Raw genomic sequence first — 18,997 nt, forward strand, 5'->3', positions numbered from 1 at the left:
GCCACTGGGCCGCTCTGGGCCCTTTCCACGCAGCAATGTCTCGAGATCGGTTGCGCCATGGACGACGTGAACGATGTATACGCGGCCCAGGAAGATCTCATAGATGATGAGGTGGTTGCCTTCGACGCGCCTGCGCAGGCCAGTCTCCTCATAGCCAGGAAGGACTGAAAACCTCGGGCATGTCGCCCAGCGAGCGCATCGACGCTCTGAGGCGGCGAATGACGGAAAGCGCGGCGTTTGGATCCGTCAGGGAAATATAGTCGTTGATCGCTCGAAGGTCGGACGCAGCTTTGAGCGTCAGCACAACCTTCGCCGTGCGCCCATGCCGGCAAGCTTTGCTTCTAGAGCGTCAAACACGTCGTCCATGTCCATGGTCCGACCGGCGGCCACATCGGCGCGCCCTTCTGCGATGGCGGCGTCCAGTGCGCGCAATCGGCTCTCGGCATCGGTGAACTTGAGATCGCGCGCGAGAAGATCGACAACATAATTCTCTGGCCTCGAAAAACCATGGGCGTCCGCCCGCAGCTTCAGCCGCTCCTTGAGGTCTCCAGGCGATGTCACGGTCATGTCGTTCATCAAAGCCTCCAGCAGGGATTATGCCATTGAAGGGAGGCGTCGGCTATACCGCGTCAAGGCCTCACGGCAGCGCGTCATACCCTTCGCCGAAGCCGGCGAGGTCGACCGGGATGCCGATGCCTTCTTCGGGAGACTGGAAGACGATGAATGTGGCGGTCTTGCCGGCGCGGAAGGCCTTCAGGAGATTATCCTCCAGCACCACTTCGGCATAACAGCCGTCGGTGAAGCAGCGGACGAAATAGGCGCGGCCGATATCCTTGCCGTCGATATTGAGGCCGAGGCCGTTGGGGAGCAGCACGCCGAGCGGCGCGAGCACGCGCAGAATTTTCGCCTTGCGGTCGGCGGTCTTCAGGATCACCACCGACAGGCCGACTTCCGGCCGATCGTCGGCGATCACGTTCTGCATCAGCGCGCATTGTTCTTCATTGGCGCCGGCCGGCTTGTCGCAGACCGTCGACCAGGCGCCGTGATTGGCCTTGACCACCCCGGGCTGCTGGCCGCTCTGCTGCGGCTGGGCCGCACTCGGCGGGGTGGCGGTCTGGGCGAGCGCCGCCGATCCGGCGGCGAGGCCGGAAACAAAAACCGTCGCGGCGGCAAGACGCGAAATAACGCGGAAATCCATGAAAACCTCGGTGTCGAATCAAGCCAAACGTTCACCTTCCGATGTCTCTAGAGGAAAGAACCGGCCCCGTAAACGGTGAGCCTCGATCCTCTCGGTCGACCCGGCTAAAGCGCGGCAAGCCCTTGCTGTGGTTAAAAAAACGAATTTTTCTCTGCGGAATTCGGTTTTTTCACGGCGGATTTGATGTTGCGCAAAAATGACGCATGATCCGCGCGAGCCCGAGGTTGCGACAAGTCGCGATATATGGTTTTAAATTCAAACATAGCAGGGATTCTGCGGTATTGTTTGATCTCGATCAAACGCTTGGGGAGAGGTATCCGTGAACAACAAAGCTCTTGGGGCGTTGGCGACGCTTTTCTGTCTTGGGACAGCGTCCTCAGCCTTTGCAGACAAGCCGGTCGATTGGCAGATGGATCTGCAGGCGGCGGCTACGCCGATCATGGAACAGGTGCGCTGGTTCAACCACTATACATTGTGGTTCATTATTCCGATCACGCTTCTCGTGCTCGGCCTGTTGCTCGTGGTGATGGTGCGTTTCCGCGCCAGCAAGAACCCGGTCCCGTCGCGGACCAGCCACAACACGCTGATCGAAGTGGTCTGGACGGTGGCGCCCGTCATCATTCTTCTGTTCTTCGCCATCCCCTCGTTCCAGCTTCTGACGAACCAGCTGACGCAGCCGGAAAATCCGGATCTCACCGTCAAGGCCATCGCCACCCAGTGGAAGTGGTCCTACGAATATGCCGGCGAAACCCCGGTGTCGTTCGATTCGCTGATGCTCGAAGACGCCGATCGCGACGCGCTCGGCAAGAGCGACAAGAACGCCTATCCGCGTCTGCTCGCCGTCGACAATGAAATGGTCGTGCCGCTCAACAAAACGGTTCGCGTCATCGTGACGGCTGATCCCACCGACGTGATCCATTCCTTCGCCATGCAGTCCTTCGGCGTCAAGGTCGACGCCGTTCCGGGCCGCATGAACGAAACCTGGTTCAAGGCGGAGAAGGAAGGCATCTTCTACGGCCAGTGCTCCGAGCTTTGCGGCAAGGACCACGCCTTCATGCCGATCGCCATCCGCGTCGTTTCCGAAGACAAATACAAGGCCTGGCTCGCCGCCGCCGCGACCGACCTTCCCGGCGCCAACAAGGCGCTGATGGCCGCCGTCGAGGCCGACAAGTCCGTCGACGTCGCGCAGAACGCCGCAAACTGAGCGCGCAGAGGAAAGTTATAGCAATGGCTGGACATAGCTCACACGACGCACATGCGGCTCATCATGACGCCGCCCATGAAGAACATCACCACACGCCCGGCTTCGTGTCGCGCTGGTTCTTCTCCACCAATCACAAGGACATCGGCACGCTCTATCTGATCTTCGCGATCTTTGCGGGCGTGATCGGGTTCCTGCTGTCGCTCGCCATGCGCATCGAGCTTCAGGAGCCCGGCATCCAGATCTTCCACGGTCTGGCCCAGATGGTCTATGGCGTGGACGACGGCGCGGCGCTCGACGCCGGCAAGCAGATGTACAACGCCTTCACCACCGCGCATGCGCTGATCATGATCTTCTTCATGGTCATGCCGGCGCTGATCGGCGGCTTCGCCAACTGGATGGTGCCGATCATGATCGGCGCGCCGGACATGGCCTTCCCGCGCATGAACAACATCTCGTTCTGGCTCGTGCCGCCGGCCTTCCTGCTGCTTCTCCTGTCGCTGTTTGCCGAAGGCTCGCCCGGCGGCCATGGCGTCGGCGGCGGCTGGACACTTTACCCGCCATTCTCCACCAGCGGCACGCCGGGTCCGGCGGTCGATCTCGCCATTTTCGCGCTGCACGTCGCCGGCGCGTCCTCGATCCTCGGCGCGATCAACTTCATCACCACGATCCTCAACATGCGCGCCCCCGGCATGACCATCCACAAGATGCCGCTGTTCGCATGGTCCGTGCTGATCACCGCCTTCCTGCTGTTGCTGTCGCTCCCGGTTCTCGCCGGCGGCATCACCATGCTGCTCACCGACCGCAATTTCGGCACGACCTTCTTCGCGCCTGAAGGCGGCGGCGATCCGATCCTGTTCCAGCACCTGTTCTGGTTCTTCGGTCACCCGGAAGTCTACATCCTGATCCTGCCGGGCTTCGGCATCGTCAGCCATATCGTCTCGACCTTCTCCAAGAAGCCGGTCTTCGGCTACCTCGGCATGGCCTACGCCATGGCGGCCATCGGCGCGGTCGGCTTCATCGTCTGGGCGCACCACATGTACACGGTCGGCCTGTCGCTCAATGCGCAGCGCTATTTCGTGTTCGCCACCATGGTGATCGCGGTGCCCACCGGCGTGAAGATCTTCTCCTGGATCGCCACGATGTGGGGCGGCTCGATCGAGTTCAAGACCCCGATGGTCTGGGCGATCGGCTTCATCTTCCTGTTCACCGTCGGCGGCGTCACGGGCGTGCAGCTGGCGAACGCCGGTCTCGACCGCGTGATCCACGACACTTATTATGTGGTGGCCCACTTCCACTACGTGCTGTCGCTCGGCGCGGTCTTCGCCATCTTCGCGGCCTGGTATTACTGGTTCCCGAAGATGTTCGGCTATATGTACAGCGACTTCATCGGCAAGCTGCATTTCTGGGTCATGTTCATCGGCGTCAACCTGGTGTTCTTCCCGCAGCACTTCCTCGGCCTCGCCGGCATGCCGCGTCGCTACATCGACTATCCGGACGCCTATGCCGACTGGAACCGCATCTCGTCGATCGGCTCCTATGTCTCGGCCGTCAGCCTGGTGATCTTCTTCTACGGCATCTTCGAAGCCTTTGCGAAGAAGCGCCTGGCGGGGAACAATCCCTGGGGTGAAGGCGCGGAAACGCTGGAATGGCAGCTGTCTTCTCCGCCGCCCTACCACCAGTGGGAACAGCTTCCCCGCATCAAGTAACGCCAAAGGCTGGCCGCGCCTCGAAGGCGCGGCCGCCTCCCGAAGTCAGGAATAGAGAATTACAATGGCGCTTGTCGACGGCGACAATCTGGTTGGTAGCGAACCGCTCGTCATCTCCGAGGCGACGTTCCGGGATTACTTCGCGCTTCTGAAGCCGCGTGTGATGTCGCTCGTCATCTTCACCGCGGTCGCGGGCATGGTTGCGGCGCCCGGACACATCAACCCCATCATCGGGCTGATCGCCATTCTCTGCATCGCCGTCGGCGCCGGCGCGTCCGGCGCGCTCAACATGTGGTACGACGCCGATATCGACGCGGTGATGAGCCGCACCGCCACCCGCCCCATTCCCGCCGGCCGCATCCTGCCGCGCGAAGCCTTCGCCTTCGGCGTGACGCTGTCGGGCTTTTCCATCGCCGTGCTCGGCCTGGCGGTCAATACGCTCGCCGCCGGCCTGCTCGCTTTCACCATCTTCTTTTACGCCGTCATCTACACGATGTGGCTCAAGCGCTGGACGCCGCAGAACATCGTCATCGGCGGCGCCGCCGGCGCTTTCCCGCCGATGATCGGCTGGGCCTGCGTGACCGGCGACGTGTCGTTCGACAGCGTCATCCTGTTCATGATCATCTTTCTCTGGACGCCGGCGCATTTCTGGGCGCTCGCCTTGTTCAAGATGCGCGACTACGGCGCGGTCGGCGTGCCGATGCTGCCGAATGTCGCCGGCGAGAGAGTCACCAAGGACCAGATCCTGATTTACGCCGTGCTCACCGCCGCTGTCGGCGTCGGGCCGGCGCTCACCGGTCTCGCCACGCCCGTTTACGGCGTGGCAGCGGGCCTGCTGGGCGCGGGCCTCGTCTGGTATGGCGTCCTCTGTCGGCGCATGCCGGATGGCGACGACGCCATGCGGCCGGCCAAGAAGCTGTTCGCTTATTCGATCCTCTATCTCTTCGCGATCTTCTCGTGTCTCATGCTCGATCATTTCGCGATGTCGCTGATCTCAGGTCTTACCGGGGAGGTATGAGAATGGACAGAGTTGAACTGACGGAACTGCAGAGGCGATCGCGCCGAAACCGCAACATCGCGCTCGGTGTGTCTCTCGCCGCACTGGTGGTGATCTTCTACGCCATCACCATCATCAAGATGACGCCCGGCGCGGGAGGCTGAACCATGCAGGAGGAGAGCGTGGTTCGGTCGGAGGCAAAAGCTGCAGCCAGGCGCAATCGTACGGTGGTGATCGCCTGCGGCGCTTTCGTGACGGCGATGGTCGGCATGGCCTATGCCGCGGTGCCCCTTTACGACATGTTCTGCCGGGTGACCGGCTATAACGGCACGACTCAGCGCGTCGAACAAGCGTCCGACCGCATCCTGGACCAGAGCATCCGGGTCGAATTCGACGCCAATTCCGCCCAGACGCTGGGTTGGAATTTCGTGCCCGTCGACAAGGCCGTGACGCCGAAAATCGGCGAAACGGTGCAGATCAACTACCGCGTCACCAACACCAACAGCGAAACGGAAACCGGCAAGGCCGTGTTCAACGTCACGCCCATGGTGGCCGGCGCTTATTTCAACAAGCTCGAATGCTTCTGCTTCACGGACATCACGCTGAAGCCGGGCGAAACGCGGGATATGCCCGTGGTGTTCTTCGTCGATCCGGAGATCGTCACGACGCAGGAGACCAAGGACCTGAAGGTGCTGACGCTGTCCTACACCTTCTATCCCAGCGACAAGCCGAAGCCTGTCGCCGAGATGACGCCCGTAAAGGACACGGCGCCCGCGAAATTGTAATCGACCACTGCCGTTGCAGGCAGTCGTCAGAGGGACTGGAAGAGGGGAAGAGACATGGCCACCGCGCATCAGAAGAACCACGACTATCACATCATAGATCCTAGCCCCTGGCCGATCTTGAGCTCGTTTGCCGCATTCGTCATGATGTTCGGCGCGGTCTGCCTGTTCCGTTGGGTGCATGATGCGCCGTTCAACCTGTTCGGCGTCGATTTCGCCAAGGCGGCCTACTGGCCTTTCGTGGTGGGCTTGATCCTGACGCTCTATTCGATGTTCGCCTGGTGGGCCGATACGATCAAGGAAGCGCATCAGGGACATCACACGCGCGTGGTCGCCATCCACCTGCGCTATGGCATGATCATGTTCATCGCTTCGGAAGTGATGTTCTTCGTCGCCTGGTTCTGGGCCTATTTCGACGCCAGCCTCTTCCCCGCCGAAGCCATCCAGGCCAGCCGCGTCGGCTTCACCGGCGGTCAGTGGCCGCCCAAGGGCATGGAAGTGCTCGATCCCTGGCACCTCCCGCTCTACAACACCGTGATTCTGCTGCTCTCGGGCACGACAGTCACCTGGGCGCATCACGCGCTGCTGCACAATGACCGAAAAGGCGTCATCCAGGGCCTCGTGCTCACCGTGCTGCTCGGCGTTCTGTTCTCCTTCGTTCAGGTCTATGAATATATGCATGCGCCGTTCGCCTTTTCGGAGTCGATCTACGGCGCGACCTTCTTCATGGCCACCGGCTTCCACGGCTTCCACGTCTTCGTCGGCACCATCTTCCTGCTGGTCTGCCTGTTCCGAGCCGCTGCGGGCCACTTCACGCCGCAGCAGCATTTCGGCTTCGAGGCCGCCGCCTGGTACTGGCACTTCGTCGACGTCGTCTGGCTGTTCCTGTTCTTCTCGATCTACATCTGGGGCGGCTGGGGCGCTCCGGTGCATGGCTGAGACATCAGGGGCGAGCGCCGCTTGCATCTGACCATCGAGGCGTCCGGACATGCCGGACGCCTTTTTCATTGGAGGATTTCGACATGGATATCAGAACCGAAGACGGACCGAAGGGCGGCCGCTACGTGACCGGCGAGGCCGGCGCCGAAGCAGAGATGAGCTTCTCCCGCGCTTCGCCGCGCCTGATCATCATCGATCACACCGGCGTGCCCGACATCTATCGCGGCCAGGGCGTCGGCGCGAAACTGGCCGAATTCGCGGTCGAGGCGGCGCGCGCCGGCGGCTGGAAGATCATACCGCTCTGCCCCTTCTTCAAGGCGCAAGTGGAGCGGCATCCGGACTGGGCCGACATCATCAGCCGATGATGCGATTTGCCGCCTTCCTGATGGCGCGCGGCTATCATAGGACAAGGCGAGGGGAGACCAAAACATGACCGAAGACAAAGCCCTGTTCGCGCCCATCGATCCCGTCAAGGCGGGGATTTCCTGCGCCTGCCCGCGCTGCGGGCAGGGAAAGCTTTATGACGGGCTGATCAAGGTGCGACCCGCCTGCACGGCCTGCGGGCTGGATTACTCCTTCGCCGACTCCGGCGACGGACCCGCCGTCTTCGTTATCTTGATCATCGGCTTCCTCGTGGTCGGCCTCGCGCTATGGATGGAGGTCAACTACAATCCGCCGATCTGGCTGCATCTCCTCTTGTGGATTCCGCTGGCCATCGGCCTCAGCCTATGGCTGCTCCGGGTGATGAAGAGCCTGCTGATTGCGCTGCAATACAAGAACAAGGCGCGCCCCGGCGAGATCGATCATGGCTGAGCGCCGTTCCCCGCCGATCGGCTGGATCGCCGCCTTCCTCGTCGCATTCGCAGCCCTGCTGGCCCTCGGCGCCTGGCAGGTCGAGCGATTGCAATGGAAACAGGCGCTGCTCGCCGAGATCGAGAAAAACCGCAACGCCGCGCCTGTCCCGGTCGAGACGATCCGGGCTCTGCCGAACCCGGATGTCGAAGGCGAATATCGCCGCGTGACCGCGACGGGGCGCTTCGATCACGCCCATGAGCAATATTTCTTCGCGACCCTCGATGGCGATGTCGGCTATCACGTCTATACGCCGCTGATCCGGCCCGATGGCCATGTCGTGTTCATCAATCGCGGCTTCGTGCCTGAAGCGCTGATAGATCCGGCCAAGCGCGCCGAGGGGCAGGTTTCTGGCGAGGTGACCATCACAGGCCTCTACCGCGCTCCGCTATCGGCCAAGCCCTCCTGGGTGACGCCGGAAAACGAGCCCGCCAAGCGCATCTATTTCTGGAAGGACATCCACGCCATGGCGGCCTCCGCCGGCGTCGCGGCTGATAAGCTCGAACCTTATTTCATCGACGCCGACGCGAGCCCCAATCCCGGCGGCTGGCCCAAAGGCGGCGTCACCCAGGTGGACCTTCCCAACAACCATCTGAGCTATGCGCTGACCTGGTACGGACTGGCTGCGGTATTGTTGGTCATCGGGGCGCTGAGCTGGCGCAAGCGGCGGGGCGGGACAAAATGAGGGGCGGCGCACGACCTGGACAGCGAAGCGACCCAGCTTACCACTGTTCCACCCGAATCCATTTACGAAAGGCCCCGCATGCACCACCTCTCCACCATCCTCGTCTTGCTCGTGGCGCTGCTGCATGTCTGGATCCTGATCCTCGAAATGTTCCTCTGGACCAAGCCGCCGGGCCTCAAGGCCTTCCGCAATACGCCGGAAAAAGCCGAGCTGACCAAAGTTCTGGCGGCCAATCAGGGGCTCTATAACGGCTTCCTTGCCGCCGGCCTCTTTTGGTCGCTCGTTCACCCCGATCCGGTCATAGCTTTTCAGTTGAAAGCCTTCTTCCTCGGCTGCGTCATCGTCGCGGCCCTATACGGCGCCTGGTCGGTCTCCCGCCGCATCCTGATCATTCAAGGCTTGCCCGCTCTTGTCGCGCTGGCTATTACCTTGGCCTTCGCCAATCCCTATATGGCGGTTGCGCCGGTCTCCGGCTGAACGACAGATTTCTAAGGCACGCCCCGACATGACCAAGACGCCGCTCACCATCCGCCTCTGCGCTCCGCGCGGCTTCTGCGCCGGCGTCGACCGCGCGATCCAGATCGTCGTGCTGGCGCTGAAAGCCTATGGCAAGCCCGTCTATGTCCGCCACGAGATCGTCCACAATCGCTATGTCGTGGAGGGGCTCGAGGCCAAGGGCGCGATCTTCGTCGAGGAACTCGACGAGATCCCCGAGGAGCATCGCGCCCAGCCGGTGGTGTTTTCCGCCCATGGCGTGCCGAAATCGGTGCCGGCGGATGCGAGGGCGCGCAATCTGTTCTATCTCGACGCCACCTGTCCGCTGGTGTCGAAGGTTCACAAGCAGGCGCTGCGCCATCGCCGCCTCGGCCGCCATGTCATCCTGATCGGCCATGAGGGCCATCCGGAAGTCATCGGCACAATGGGCCAATTGCCCGAAGGCGCCGTGTCGCTGGTCGACACGGTCGAGGACGCGGAAAAATACCAGCCCGCCGATCCCGACAATCTCGGCTATGTCACCCAGACCACGCTGTCGGTCGACGACACCGAAGGCGTCATCGCCAAGCTCAAGGAGCGCTTCCCCAATCTGCAGGATCCGGCCGCCGATTCCATCTGCTACGCCACCACCAACCGCCAGGACGCGGTGAAGATGGCTGCCCCCGATTGCGACCTGTTCCTCATCGTCGGCGCCCCCAACTCGTCCAACTCCAAGCGTCTGGTGGAAGTCGCGCTGAAATCCGGCGCCCGCCACGCGGCGCTCGTCCAGCGCGCCAGCGAAATCGACTGGGCAGCCTATGGGCCGCTCACCACCGTCGGCCTTTCCGCCGGCGCCTCGGCGCCCGAAGTCATCGTCAACGAAATCATCGAAGCCTTCCGCGAGCGTTACGACGCGACGGTGGAACTCGCTGAAATGGCCGAGGAAAACGAACATTTCCCGGTCAACCGCGAGATCCGCCATATCGAACTGACGCATGAGGATATGGCTTGGGTGAACGGATAGCTGTGCTTATAGCCCTCCGGCGTCATTCGTCCGGCTGGGTTATCAGGTTGCGCACGATTGTCAGAAAGGCTTGAATCTCCGACGTGGCCACACGCTGCTTGAGGCCGCCATGGAGGAATGCATTTCGCTTCGCCGCCATTTCCCGAAGAAATGCTGCTTCTGATGGGGCGATCGAGCCTTCAGAGGCCATGATTTCGATAATTCGACCCGGTGACTGCGGTTTGGAGAATGCTTCCGGCATTCGCGCCCTCGCGACCGCTTCCATTGCCGCCCACGCCATAAGCAGTGCCGCTTGGGTTTCATCCTGCGCCAGCAAAGCGGCCCGTTCGACAACCGCCGAAATGTCGGCCGCATTTATCTGCGGCAGGTCAGCAGCTTGGGACGCAAACCCGACGACCAAATGAAGTTTCCATTCTGGAAATGATCGCAATATCCGCTGGATATTCGCTATTCGTTGCGCGTCGCTCGCGCTTTCCTGGGCTATTTCGATGACGAGCTTCGGCTCCCGACCCGTGGCGACGCCATCCGGCCGCACCGCCCTCAATTCCGGCGGCAGCAACGGCGATGCTGGATCGAAGAAGACGTCATACCCTTTTTCTTCCAGCGATCGAGCCGTCGCCTCAAGGATGTCCGTCTCGGTTTTCAGAGCCAAGGCCATTCCTACAAATCCTCGTAAGGGGTGTTGGAAACCCGGATATACAGCGCCGGTTTCGGACCCAACATGCACGCCGCCAGTGTCTCCGAAGGCGCTTGAAACGCAAATATACGCCCTTTCTCGAATTTTTGTATCACAACCCTTTCGACTTGTTCGTCGTCCACATAGACATGCTGGCTCATAGCGTCGAGCGTCAGTTTGATGATGTTGTCCAGATCGCCGATCATGAGCCCGTCGGGATAGTAAAAGAGCGTGACGGATAGGTGCTGAGAGCTGGCAAAATGCATTTGCGGAAGCCGGGGCGCGCTTGCGCGCCGCACAAGGTCTCTCCACTCCTCCTTGGCGCGGGGATTGGCTCTCTGAAATGACACAGGTGTTCCCTGCACGATGAATTCGATTGGAAATTCTGGCTCCATTGTTTGTGCTCTTGATGCAGGGTGATTGCACTTATAAGTTTAGTGGCTTGGATTGCCTGGTCAACATCGCTTGACGGCGATATCTCGATTGGCGGCCAATACACTGATTTATCGCTGGCATTGTCGCAGCGGGACTGGCGATCATCCCACGCCCGCGCTATGCGTGCGGCATCCGAGCCTTCAGCATGGGAACGCCGCCGTGGCCGTCTACACCGATATTTCCGAGGACGAACTCAAGTCCTTCCTCACTCAATATGATGCTGGCGAGCTGATGTCCTATAAGGGCATCGCCGAGGGCGTCGAGAACTCCAATTTCCTGCTGCACACCACAAAGGCGCCCTATATTCTCACGCTCTATGAGAAGCGGGTGGACCGCAACGATCTGCCGTTCTTCCTCGGCCTCATGCAGCATCTGGCCGATCGTGGTCTGTCCTGTCCGCTGCCGGTGCCGCGCAAGGACGGCGCGCAACTGGGGGAATTGGCGGGCCGTCCGGCCGCGCTCATCTCCTTCCTCGAAGGCATGTGGCTGAGAAAGCCCGAGGCGCGGCATTGCCGCGATGTCGGCGAGGCGCTCGCCCGCATGCATCTGGCCGGCGAGGGGTTTCAGATCCGCCGCGAAAATGCGCTGTCGGTGTCCGGCTGGCGGCCGCTTTGGGAAAAGTCGGTCGATGGCGCCGATGATGTGGAGACGGGGCTGACGGCGGAAATTCCGGCGGAACTCGATTTTCTCGAAGCGCATTGGCCAAAAGATTTGCCGTCCGGCGTCATTCACGCCGATCTCTTCCCGGACAATGTCTTCTTCCTGAACGACAGGCTCTCGGGCCTGATCGATTTCTATTTCGCCTGCAACGACTATCTGGTCTATGACCTCGCCGTCTGCATCAATGCCTGGTGCTTCGAGAAGGATTGCTCCTTCAATCTCACCAAGGGCATGGAGATGATCGCCGGTTACCAGTCGGTGCGGCCGCTCTCGGAGTCGGAAATTGGGGCGCTACCGATCCTGGCGCGCGGCTCGGCGCTGCGCTTCTTCCTCACCCGCCTCTATGACTGGATCATGACGCCTGCGGGCGCCATGGTCACCAAAAAGGATCCGAAGGAATATCTGCGCAAGCTGCGCTTCCATCAGAAGGTGGCGCACGCCCGCGAATATGGCCTCGAAGTGAAGGCGCACGCATGAAACATGTCGAGATCTATACGGACGGCGCCTGCTCCGGCAATCCCGGCCCAGGCGGCTGGGGCGCGGTGCTGCGCTATGGCGAGGCCGAGAAGGAGCTCTTCGGCGGCGAGGCCGAGACCACCAACAACCGCATGGAGCTTCTGGCGGCGATTTCGGCGCTGACGGCGCTGAAAGACGCCTGCGAGGTGGATCTGCACACCGACAGCAAATATGTCATGGACGGCATTTCCAAATGGATCTTCGGCTGGAAGAAGAACGGCTGGAAGACCGCCGACAAGAAGCCGGTCAAGAATGGCGAGCTCTGGCAGGCGCTCGACGCCGCCAACCAGCGCCACAAGGTCAAGTGGCACTGGGTCAAGGGCCATGCCGGCCATCCCGAAAACGAGCGCGCCGACGAACTGGCCCGCAAGGGCATGGAGCCGTTTAAGAAGCGCTGATCACACCGCCAGGCTGCGCGGCAGGCCGGGCTTGGCGCGCAGTTCCCACAGCGTGTTGCGCAGCGTGTGCACCGCGTGGTCGGTCAGCAGATTGATCTCCTCGAACGGGGCGGGGCGGCCGAGCAGATAGCCTTGCGCCGTATCGCATCCCTCTTCATGCAGGATTTCCAGCTGGTCGCGCGTCTCGATCCCCTCGGCCAGCACCGGAATGTCGAGGCTGCGGCCGAGCGCCAGAACCGCCCGGATGATCGAGCGCGCCTGATGATTGCTCTCGAGTTCGTTCATGAAGGACCGGTCGAGCTTGATCTTGTCGAAAGGGAAGCTTCGCAGCGTTTCGAGCGATGAATAGCCGGTGCCGAAATCATCGAGCGCGATGGTCACGCCCAGCGCGCGGATCTTCTTGAGCGTCGCCAGCGTGCGCGCCTTGTCGGCGATGATCGCCGATTCCGTCAGCTCGAGCTCCAGGCATTCCGGGCGCATGCCGGTCTCCGCCAGCGTCGCGGCCACCATACCCGGAAGATCCGGATGCAGGAACTGCACCGGCGACAGATTGACCGCGACCTTGAGCGGCTTGCGGAAATGCGCGCATTCGCGGCAGGCCGTCTTCAACGCCCATTCGCCGAGCGGCAGGATCAGCCCGTTTTCCTCGGCCAGCGGAATGAAATCGGAGGGCGGAATGCGTCCGCGTGTCGGATGCGTCCAGCGCAACAGCGCCTCGAAACCGGTGACGAGACCCGACGAGACCGAGGTCTGCACCTGATAATGCAACTGGAGCTCGTCATTCTCGATGGCGCGCCTGAGATCGATCGCCAATTCGCGCTTCAACCGCGCCGCTTCGTCCATTTCGGTGTCGAAGAAGCAGATCTTGTCGGAGGGATCCGCCTTGGCGCGGTAGAGCGCCAGGTCGGCGTTGCGCTGCAACTGCTCCACGTCCGCAGCATCGTCCGGAAAGCGCGCCGCGCCGATGCTGGCGCCGACGCTGAGCTCATAGCCGTCGATCACGAAAGGAGCGATCACGGCTTCGCGCAACCGCGCCAGAAGCGCCGCCGCAGCCTCCCTGGAGGCGTCGTCCACCAGGGCGATGAATTCGTCGCCGCCGATGCGGAATACATGGGCGCCCTCCGCTTTGAAAGCGTCCATGCGCTCGGCGATAGTGACGAGCGTGCGGTCGCCGGCCGCGTGGCCGCGCATGTCGTTGATTTCCTTGAACCGGTCGAGATCGATGGCGGCGAGCGTGAAACATTGCCCGGTTTTGCGGCTCCGGCGCGCTCTCGCCTCGAGCTCTTCGGTGAAGTGCGCCCGGTTGGACAGGCCTGTCAGCACATCGCTGAGCGCCATCCGCCTGAGTTCGTCGAGCGAGCGCGCCTGTGTCTGTCCGTCGATGAGATAGCTGGCGAAGGCTGCGCCGAGCACGATGAGACCCACCATGGCCACGGAGATCGCCATGCCCTGCATGGCGGTTGGATCGCTGTAATGAACGCCGATCGACAGCGGCGTGATGCGAAACGCCGCCATGCCGGTGAAATGCAGGAGCACGACGCCTGTGGCCATCAGCGCCACCGCGATGCTCTTGCTGGTCATCGTCCGGTCGCGGCTGGCGATATGGACGGAGGCCGACGACAGGAGAGCGGCCAAAATGATGGAGACCGATGTCAATCCCAGATCCCAATCGATCACGCCGTCCACGACATAAGCGTTCATGCCGATGTAATGCATGGCCGCAATGGACAGTCCGAAAACGCCGCCGCCGACTGTCGGGGCCAGGCGCAACGGCAAGGCTCCTGCGATTACCAGACCGGCAAAGCCGCCGACGATCGCCACGAGCAGTGAAATCACCGTCAGCACCGGATTGAAGCTCACGCCCGTCGGCGCCTCATAGGCCAGCATGGCGATGAAATGAGTGCACCAGATCGAAGACCCCGCCGCTGTGGCGCCCAGAAACAGCCACCCGAACCGCTCAGCGCCTTCGCCATCCTTGCCGCGCCGATAGAGCCGGATCGCCGTCCAACTGCCGGCCATGCAGATGAGAGCGGCCACCACGACGAGGCGCAGGTCATGTTCGTTGATGAGGCAGTCGAGAATGGTGATCATGGCGTCCGTAGCGAAACGAGGTCCGCTTCACTTACGTCGAAAAGTATGATGTGAATCTAAAACATCGAATTTGTTTCCGGCATATGCTTAATGATTGGTTGCCGATCGCTGTCGTCTTGATGTTATCTTGGCGCGGTACAAGACGCTGAACTGGGCGGTGGGACCGCCGCTGCTCGGAGGCTCCTCATGAACATCACCCTGTCCGCGGCTGTCGTTGCGGCGCTCTCGGCATGGCCTCTCTCCGCCTCGGCGATGGAGCTGACGGTCATGAGCTTCAATATCTGGGGCGGCGGCGTCAATGCCGGCAAGCCGATCGACGAGACCGTCGCCGCAATCAAGGCCGTTGATCCCGACATTGTCGGCATTCAGGAAACAAAGCCCGAGCCCGACCCCTGCACGGCCGAGAACTGCGTTCCGACCGGCAAGTCGGTCGCCGCCGATATCGCCAAGGCGCTCGGCTATTATTATTACGATCAGTCGGCGAACAATCCCGCGATCTGGGCCAACGCCATCCTGTCGCGTTACCCGATCGGCAAAGCCACGAAAAACGATCTGGGCGTCGAGATCGTGATCGAAGGCAAGCGGATCATGGCCTACAACATTCACCTGACCGATTATCCCTATCAGCCTTATCAGTTGCTCAATATCGAATATGGCGCTGCGCCCTTCCTCAAGACGGCCGAGGAGGCGATTGCCGCCGCCACGGCCACACGCGGACCCGCGCTCGATCTGCTGGAACAGGACATGAAGGCCGCAGACGGCGCCGACGCCGCCTTCGTGTTCGGCGACTTCAACGAGCCGTCCCATCATGACTGGACCGAGGCCGCCGTGAAAGCCGGGCTGCAGCCGATGGTCGTGGCCTATCCCTCGGCCAAGCGCATCGAAAGCTGGGGCTTCACCGATCTCTTCCGGGCGGCCTGGCCGGACGTCGCCGCCAAGCCCGCCTTCACCTGGACGCCCACGTCGGAGCCGACTGCCAAGGACGATCATCACGATCGCATCGACTACACCCTCGGCCGCGCCAAGGGTCTCAAGGTGCTAGAGGCCGGCGTCGTCGGCGAGAAGAAACCCGAAGCCGATATCGTCGTCACCCCCTGGCCGGCCGATCACCGCGCCACGATGGCGCGTGTCAGCTTCTGAGGTCACGGGAGCCTCATCGGCCATGCGGGCCATCGATGCAGCCCGCACGGCGCGCAGGGGTCAATACATGCTGTTCTGGTAACCCTGCTCCAGCGCCTCGTCGAGCGCGCGCATTTCCTTTGCGTCATCAGGCGCGCCCGTCGTGTCGTCCAGGATGATCTTGACCAGCGACGGCATGCTCGACCGGTCCTGGAAATGATCCGGATCCCACAGATGCGAGCGCCTGAAGGCCTTGGCGCAATGCATGAACACTTCGGTGACGGTGACGACAATTGCCACCTTGGGCGCCTTGTTCTGGATCGCCATGCCGGCAAGAAGGTCTGGATCGTTTACGACGACCGCCTGGCCGTTGATCCGCAGCGTATCGTCGAAGCCCGGAATGATGAACAACAAGCCGACCGTGGGATTGGCGACGATGTTGACCAATGTGTCCAGACGGTTGTTGCCCGGCCGATCCGGGATCGCCAGCGTCCGTTCGTCGAGAATCTGCACGAAGCCGGCCGGGTCGCCCCTTGGGCTGACATCCGCCCGCCCGTCGGCGCCCTGCGTGCCGATGCAGAGAAACGGCGAGCGCCGGATAAACGCCTGGGCATGCTCGCTGAGCGAGGCGCGGCATTTTTGAATCGCCAGATCATGCGTCGGAGCAAACAGCTTTCGCAGTGACGCCTCGTCCGCGATGCGATGCTCCGGTTTTGGGGTATAGCCGTCCATGATCCTCTTCTCCCTCTTCCGCAATTTTTGATGTACGTAACTCACTTTCCATCTCGAAGCAATGTTCGGGGAGGCGACCTCTACGGACGATCGTCGCGCGACGGGCTTGATGATCGTTTCGGACGACCGACGCCGCACGGCTCCCTCTGTCATCCGCGTGTCATGTCCATGCCGCATGTGACGGAACAGTATTCGACACAAGAGGGAGATATTTCATGGCCAACCGTTTGTCGCAGGCAGCCTTTCTGTCCCTGCTGCTCGCCTCCGTGGCGCAGGGCGCACTCGCCGAATCCGCCTTCAATCGCGTCGCCGCCTTCCCGGTCGCGTCCAACACGCCGGCCGACCAGGACGCCAAGGCCCAGACCTCGGCGGAAATTATCGCAGCGACCGAAGACGGCAAGACGCTCGTCTACACCTCCAGCCCGCTGAAGGCGGTCGGCATGATCGACATCACCGACGCCAAGGCGCCGAAGGCTTTGGGTTCGGTCATGCTCGACGGCGAACCGACCTCGGTCACCATTCTCGGCCAGACCGCGCTGGTCGCCGTCAACACCGGCGAAAGCAAGGCCAAGCCGGCCGGCAAGCTCGAAACCATCGACATGGCGGCCAAGAAGGTCACCTCGACCTGCGATCTCGGCGGCCAGCCCGATTCCATCGCGCTTTCCAAGGACAAATCCTTCCTCGCCATCGCCATCGAGAACGAGCGCGACGAAGACGTCAATGACGGCGCCTTGCCGCAGGCGCCCGCCGGCGATCTCGTGATCGTGCCGATCAAGGACGGAGCCGCCGATTGCGCCGGCCTCAAGCATGTCGCCATGACCGGCCTGGCCGCGATCGCGCCTGAGGATCCCGAGCCGGAATTCGTCGCCATCAACGACGCCGGCCAGATCGCGCTGACGCTGCAGGAAAACAACCATATCGTCATCATCGACGGCAAGACCGGCTCGATCGTCAACCACTTCTCCGCCGGCTCGACCACGGTCGAAAACACCGACGCCAAGACCAATGGCAAGCTCGATTTCACCGGCAAGGTGGAAGACGTCAAGCGCGAGCCGGACGCCTTGAAGTGGCTGGACAATGACCGTCTCGTGGTCGCCAATGAAGGCGATTGGGAAGGCGGCAGCCGCAGCTTCACCATCTTCGACACCAAGGGCAAGGTGCTGTTCGACTCCGGCAATGCGCTCGAGCTCGAAGCCGCCCGCGCCGGCCACTATCCGGAAAAGCGCGCCGGCAAGAAGGGCGTCGAGCCGGAAGGCCTCGAAGTCGCCGAAATCAATGGCGTCAAATACATCTTCGTGCTGGCCGAGCGCGCCTCGCTGGTCGCCGTCTACAAGGACACCGGCGCCGAGCCTGAATTCGTCCAGCTGCTGCCCTCGGGCATTTCGCCGGAAGGCGCAGTCGCCATTGCCGGCCGCAAGCTGCTCGCCACCGCCAATGAGCTCGACCTCGTCGAAGACGGCGGCGCGCGCAGCCATGTCATGCTCTATGAACTGCAGGACGGCAAGCCTGCCTATCCGCAGATCGTCTCCAAGGACAAGGACGGCGACGTGATCGGCTGGGGCGCGCTTTCGGGCCTCGCCGCCGTGCCGGAAAAGCCCGGCATGCTCTATGCGGTCAATGACAGCTTCTACGGCAACCAGCCGTCGATCTTCACCATCGACGCGACCAAGAGCCCGGCCGAGATCGTCGACCGCATGGTGGTCAAGCGCAATGGCGACAACGCCCAGAAGCTCGACATCGAAGGCATCGCGGTGGATGAGGAAGGCTGGTTCTGGCTGGCCTCCGAAGGCAATAGCGACAAGCTGCTGCCGCATGCGCTCTACCACGTCAACAAGAAGGGCGAGATCAAGGAAGAGATCGGCCTGCCGACTGAGCTGACCGCCAACGAAACCCGCTTCGGCTTCGAAGGCGTCGCCATTTCCGGCAAGGGCGACGACACCGTGCTGTGGATGGCCGTGCAGCGTCCCTGGAAGGACGACGACAAGGCCCACGTCAAGCTCGTCTCCTACAAGCCTTCGAGCAAAGAATGGGGCGCGGTGCGCTACCCGCTCGACAAGGCCGAAGACGGCTGGGTCGGCCTGTCGGAACTCACCTTCCATGACGGCTTCGCCTATATCGTCGAACGCGACAACCAGATCGGCGACAAGGCCAAGATCAAGAAGCTTTATCGCGTCTCGCTCGACCAGCTGAAGCCCGCCAAGCTCGGCGGCGACCTGCCGGTGGTCACCAAGGAAGAAGTCCACGACTTCCTGCCCGACCTCAAGACCGCCAAGGGCTATGTGCTCGACAAGCTCGAAGGCTTCGCCTTCGACGCCTCGGGCAAGCCCTTCGCGGTGACCGACAATGACGGCGTCGACGACTCTTCGGGCGAGACGATGTTCTGGGCCGTTGAGATGAAGGCCGGCATGTAACACGGGGCGTCTTTGGTCATACAGAGGCGGTCGAAGGCGGGAGCGGGGGCGCTCCCGCCTTTTTTGATGGCTCCGCCCGGCGAGGCGGCCCGGCCGAG

Annotated in this window: 22 protein-coding genes; 15 read left to right on the plus strand and 7 right to left on the minus strand. The window is 62.1% G+C overall.

The window, feature by feature from the left end; translation table 11 throughout:
- Positions 1–148 precede the first annotated feature (148 nt).
- The 3 genes from OCK01_RS26565 to OCK01_RS12405 form a co-directional block, all read right to left on the minus strand.
- The gene (locus tag OCK01_RS26565; protein WP_412179007.1) at positions 149–304 is read right to left on the minus strand and encodes a type II toxin-antitoxin system RelE/ParE family toxin; all 156 of its coding nucleotides are present in this window, start codon (positions 302–304) and stop codon (positions 149–151) included.
- Complete coding sequence (locus OCK01_RS12400; RefSeq protein ID WP_182827156.1) at positions 298–576, minus strand: hypothetical protein; 279 nt, start codon at positions 574–576, stop codon at positions 298–300. Before OCK01_RS12400 ends, OCK01_RS26565 begins: the two co-directional genes overlap by 7 nt.
- Before the next feature lie 61 nt (positions 577–637).
- Positions 638–1,198, minus strand: a complete 561-nt coding sequence (locus OCK01_RS12405; RefSeq protein ID WP_263824174.1) for an invasion associated locus B family protein — start codon at positions 1,196–1,198, stop codon at positions 638–640.
- Between the two features lie 319 nt (positions 1,199–1,517).
- On the opposite strand from OCK01_RS12405, the gene coxB reads away from it, so the two are divergent.
- The 11 genes from coxB (at position 1,518) to ispH (ending at position 9,861) form a co-directional block, all read left to right on the plus strand.
- Complete coding sequence (gene coxB / locus OCK01_RS12410; RefSeq protein ID WP_182827154.1) at positions 1,518–2,402, plus strand: cytochrome c oxidase subunit II; 885 nt, start codon at positions 1,518–1,520, stop codon at positions 2,400–2,402.
- A gap of 23 nt (positions 2,403–2,425) precedes the next feature.
- On the plus strand, positions 2,426–4,108 hold the full coding sequence (gene ctaD / locus OCK01_RS12415; RefSeq protein WP_182827153.1) for a cytochrome c oxidase subunit I: 1,683 nt from the start codon (positions 2,426–2,428) through the stop codon (positions 4,106–4,108).
- A gap of 64 nt (positions 4,109–4,172) precedes the next feature.
- Positions 4,173–5,126, plus strand: coding sequence for a heme o synthase (locus OCK01_RS12420; RefSeq protein WP_263824175.1), 954 nt, complete (start codon positions 4,173–4,175; stop codon positions 5,124–5,126).
- Between the two features lie 2 nt (positions 5,127–5,128).
- Positions 5,129–5,269 carry a hypothetical protein gene (locus OCK01_RS12425; RefSeq protein WP_263824176.1) on the plus strand — a complete coding sequence of 47 codons (141 nt, stop codon included), beginning with the start codon at positions 5,129–5,131 and terminating at the stop codon, positions 5,267–5,269.
- A 3-nt stretch (positions 5,270–5,272) separates the two neighbouring features.
- Complete coding sequence (locus tag OCK01_RS12430) at positions 5,273–5,890, plus strand: cytochrome c oxidase assembly protein (protein WP_263824177.1); 618 nt, start codon at positions 5,273–5,275, stop codon at positions 5,888–5,890.
- A 54-nt stretch (positions 5,891–5,944) separates the two neighbouring features.
- Positions 5,945–6,826, plus strand: coding sequence for a cytochrome c oxidase subunit 3 (locus OCK01_RS12435; protein ID WP_182827151.1), 882 nt, complete (start codon positions 5,945–5,947; stop codon positions 6,824–6,826).
- Positions 6,827–6,909: 83 nt separating this feature from the next.
- Positions 6,910–7,191, plus strand: coding sequence for a GNAT family N-acetyltransferase (locus OCK01_RS12440; protein ID WP_182827150.1), 282 nt, complete (start codon positions 6,910–6,912; stop codon positions 7,189–7,191).
- A gap of 64 nt (positions 7,192–7,255) precedes the next feature.
- Positions 7,256–7,639: a DUF983 domain-containing protein gene (locus OCK01_RS12445; RefSeq protein ID WP_263824178.1), complete on the plus strand. Its 384-nt coding sequence runs from the start codon at positions 7,256–7,258 to the stop codon at positions 7,637–7,639.
- Complete coding sequence (locus tag OCK01_RS12450) at positions 7,632–8,363, plus strand: SURF1 family protein (protein WP_263824179.1); 732 nt, start codon at positions 7,632–7,634, stop codon at positions 8,361–8,363. Before OCK01_RS12445 ends, OCK01_RS12450 begins: the two co-directional genes overlap by 8 nt.
- A gap of 78 nt (positions 8,364–8,441) precedes the next feature.
- The gene (locus tag OCK01_RS12455) at positions 8,442–8,840 is read left to right on the plus strand and encodes a DUF1304 domain-containing protein (RefSeq protein ID WP_263824180.1); all 399 of its coding nucleotides are present in this window, start codon (positions 8,442–8,444) and stop codon (positions 8,838–8,840) included.
- 28 nt (positions 8,841–8,868) lie between these two features.
- Complete coding sequence (ispH, locus tag OCK01_RS12460) at positions 8,869–9,861, plus strand: 4-hydroxy-3-methylbut-2-enyl diphosphate reductase (protein ID WP_263824181.1); 993 nt, start codon at positions 8,869–8,871, stop codon at positions 9,859–9,861.
- 22 nt (positions 9,862–9,883) lie between these two features.
- Here ispH and OCK01_RS12465 read toward each other — a convergent pair whose 3' ends face one another.
- Positions 9,884–10,519, minus strand: a complete 636-nt coding sequence (locus OCK01_RS12465) for a hypothetical protein (RefSeq protein WP_263824182.1) — start codon at positions 10,517–10,519, stop codon at positions 9,884–9,886.
- A 2-nt stretch (positions 10,520–10,521) separates the two neighbouring features.
- Entirely contained in the window at positions 10,522–10,932 is a 411-nt protein-coding gene (locus OCK01_RS12470; RefSeq protein ID WP_263824183.1) for a RusA family crossover junction endodeoxyribonuclease, read from the minus strand.
- A 199-nt stretch (positions 10,933–11,131) separates the two neighbouring features.
- Between OCK01_RS12470 and OCK01_RS12475 the strand changes: the two genes are divergently transcribed.
- Together OCK01_RS12475 and rnhA are read left to right on the plus strand one after the other, a co-directional pair.
- Positions 11,132–12,109 carry a homoserine kinase gene (locus tag OCK01_RS12475; RefSeq protein WP_263824184.1) on the plus strand — a complete coding sequence of 326 codons (978 nt, stop codon included), beginning with the start codon at positions 11,132–11,134 and terminating at the stop codon, positions 12,107–12,109.
- A complete protein-coding gene (rnhA, locus tag OCK01_RS12480; protein ID WP_263824185.1) occupies positions 12,106–12,546 on the plus strand; it encodes a ribonuclease HI in 441 nt (146 codons plus the stop codon). Before OCK01_RS12475 ends, rnhA begins: the two co-directional genes overlap by 4 nt.
- On the opposite strand, the gene OCK01_RS12485 is transcribed toward rnhA, so the two are convergent.
- Positions 12,547–14,637: a putative bifunctional diguanylate cyclase/phosphodiesterase gene (locus OCK01_RS12485; RefSeq protein WP_263824186.1), complete on the minus strand. Its 2,091-nt coding sequence runs from the start codon at positions 14,635–14,637 to the stop codon at positions 12,547–12,549.
- 186 nt (positions 14,638–14,823) lie between these two features.
- Here OCK01_RS12485 and OCK01_RS12490 point away from each other — a divergent pair, with 186 nt between their 5' ends.
- Positions 14,824–15,777, plus strand: a complete 954-nt coding sequence (locus tag OCK01_RS12490; protein WP_263824187.1) for an endonuclease/exonuclease/phosphatase family protein — start codon at positions 14,824–14,826, stop codon at positions 15,775–15,777.
- Between the two features lie 60 nt (positions 15,778–15,837).
- Here OCK01_RS12490 and OCK01_RS12495 read toward each other — a convergent pair whose 3' ends face one another.
- Positions 15,838–16,488, minus strand: a complete 651-nt coding sequence (locus tag OCK01_RS12495) for a pyridoxamine 5'-phosphate oxidase family protein (protein ID WP_263824188.1) — start codon at positions 16,486–16,488, stop codon at positions 15,838–15,840.
- A 215-nt stretch (positions 16,489–16,703) separates the two neighbouring features.
- Here OCK01_RS12495 and OCK01_RS12500 point away from each other — a divergent pair, with 215 nt between their 5' ends.
- Positions 16,704–18,899 carry an esterase-like activity of phytase family protein gene (locus OCK01_RS12500; protein ID WP_263824189.1) on the plus strand — a complete coding sequence of 732 codons (2,196 nt, stop codon included), beginning with the start codon at positions 16,704–16,706 and terminating at the stop codon, positions 18,897–18,899.
- The last annotated feature ends 98 nt before the right edge of the window (positions 18,900–18,997 follow it).

This window comes from Rhizobium sp. TRM95796, assembly GCF_025779995.1.
Classification (GTDB): Bacteria; Pseudomonadota; Alphaproteobacteria; order Rhizobiales; family Rhizobiaceae; genus Rhizobium_E.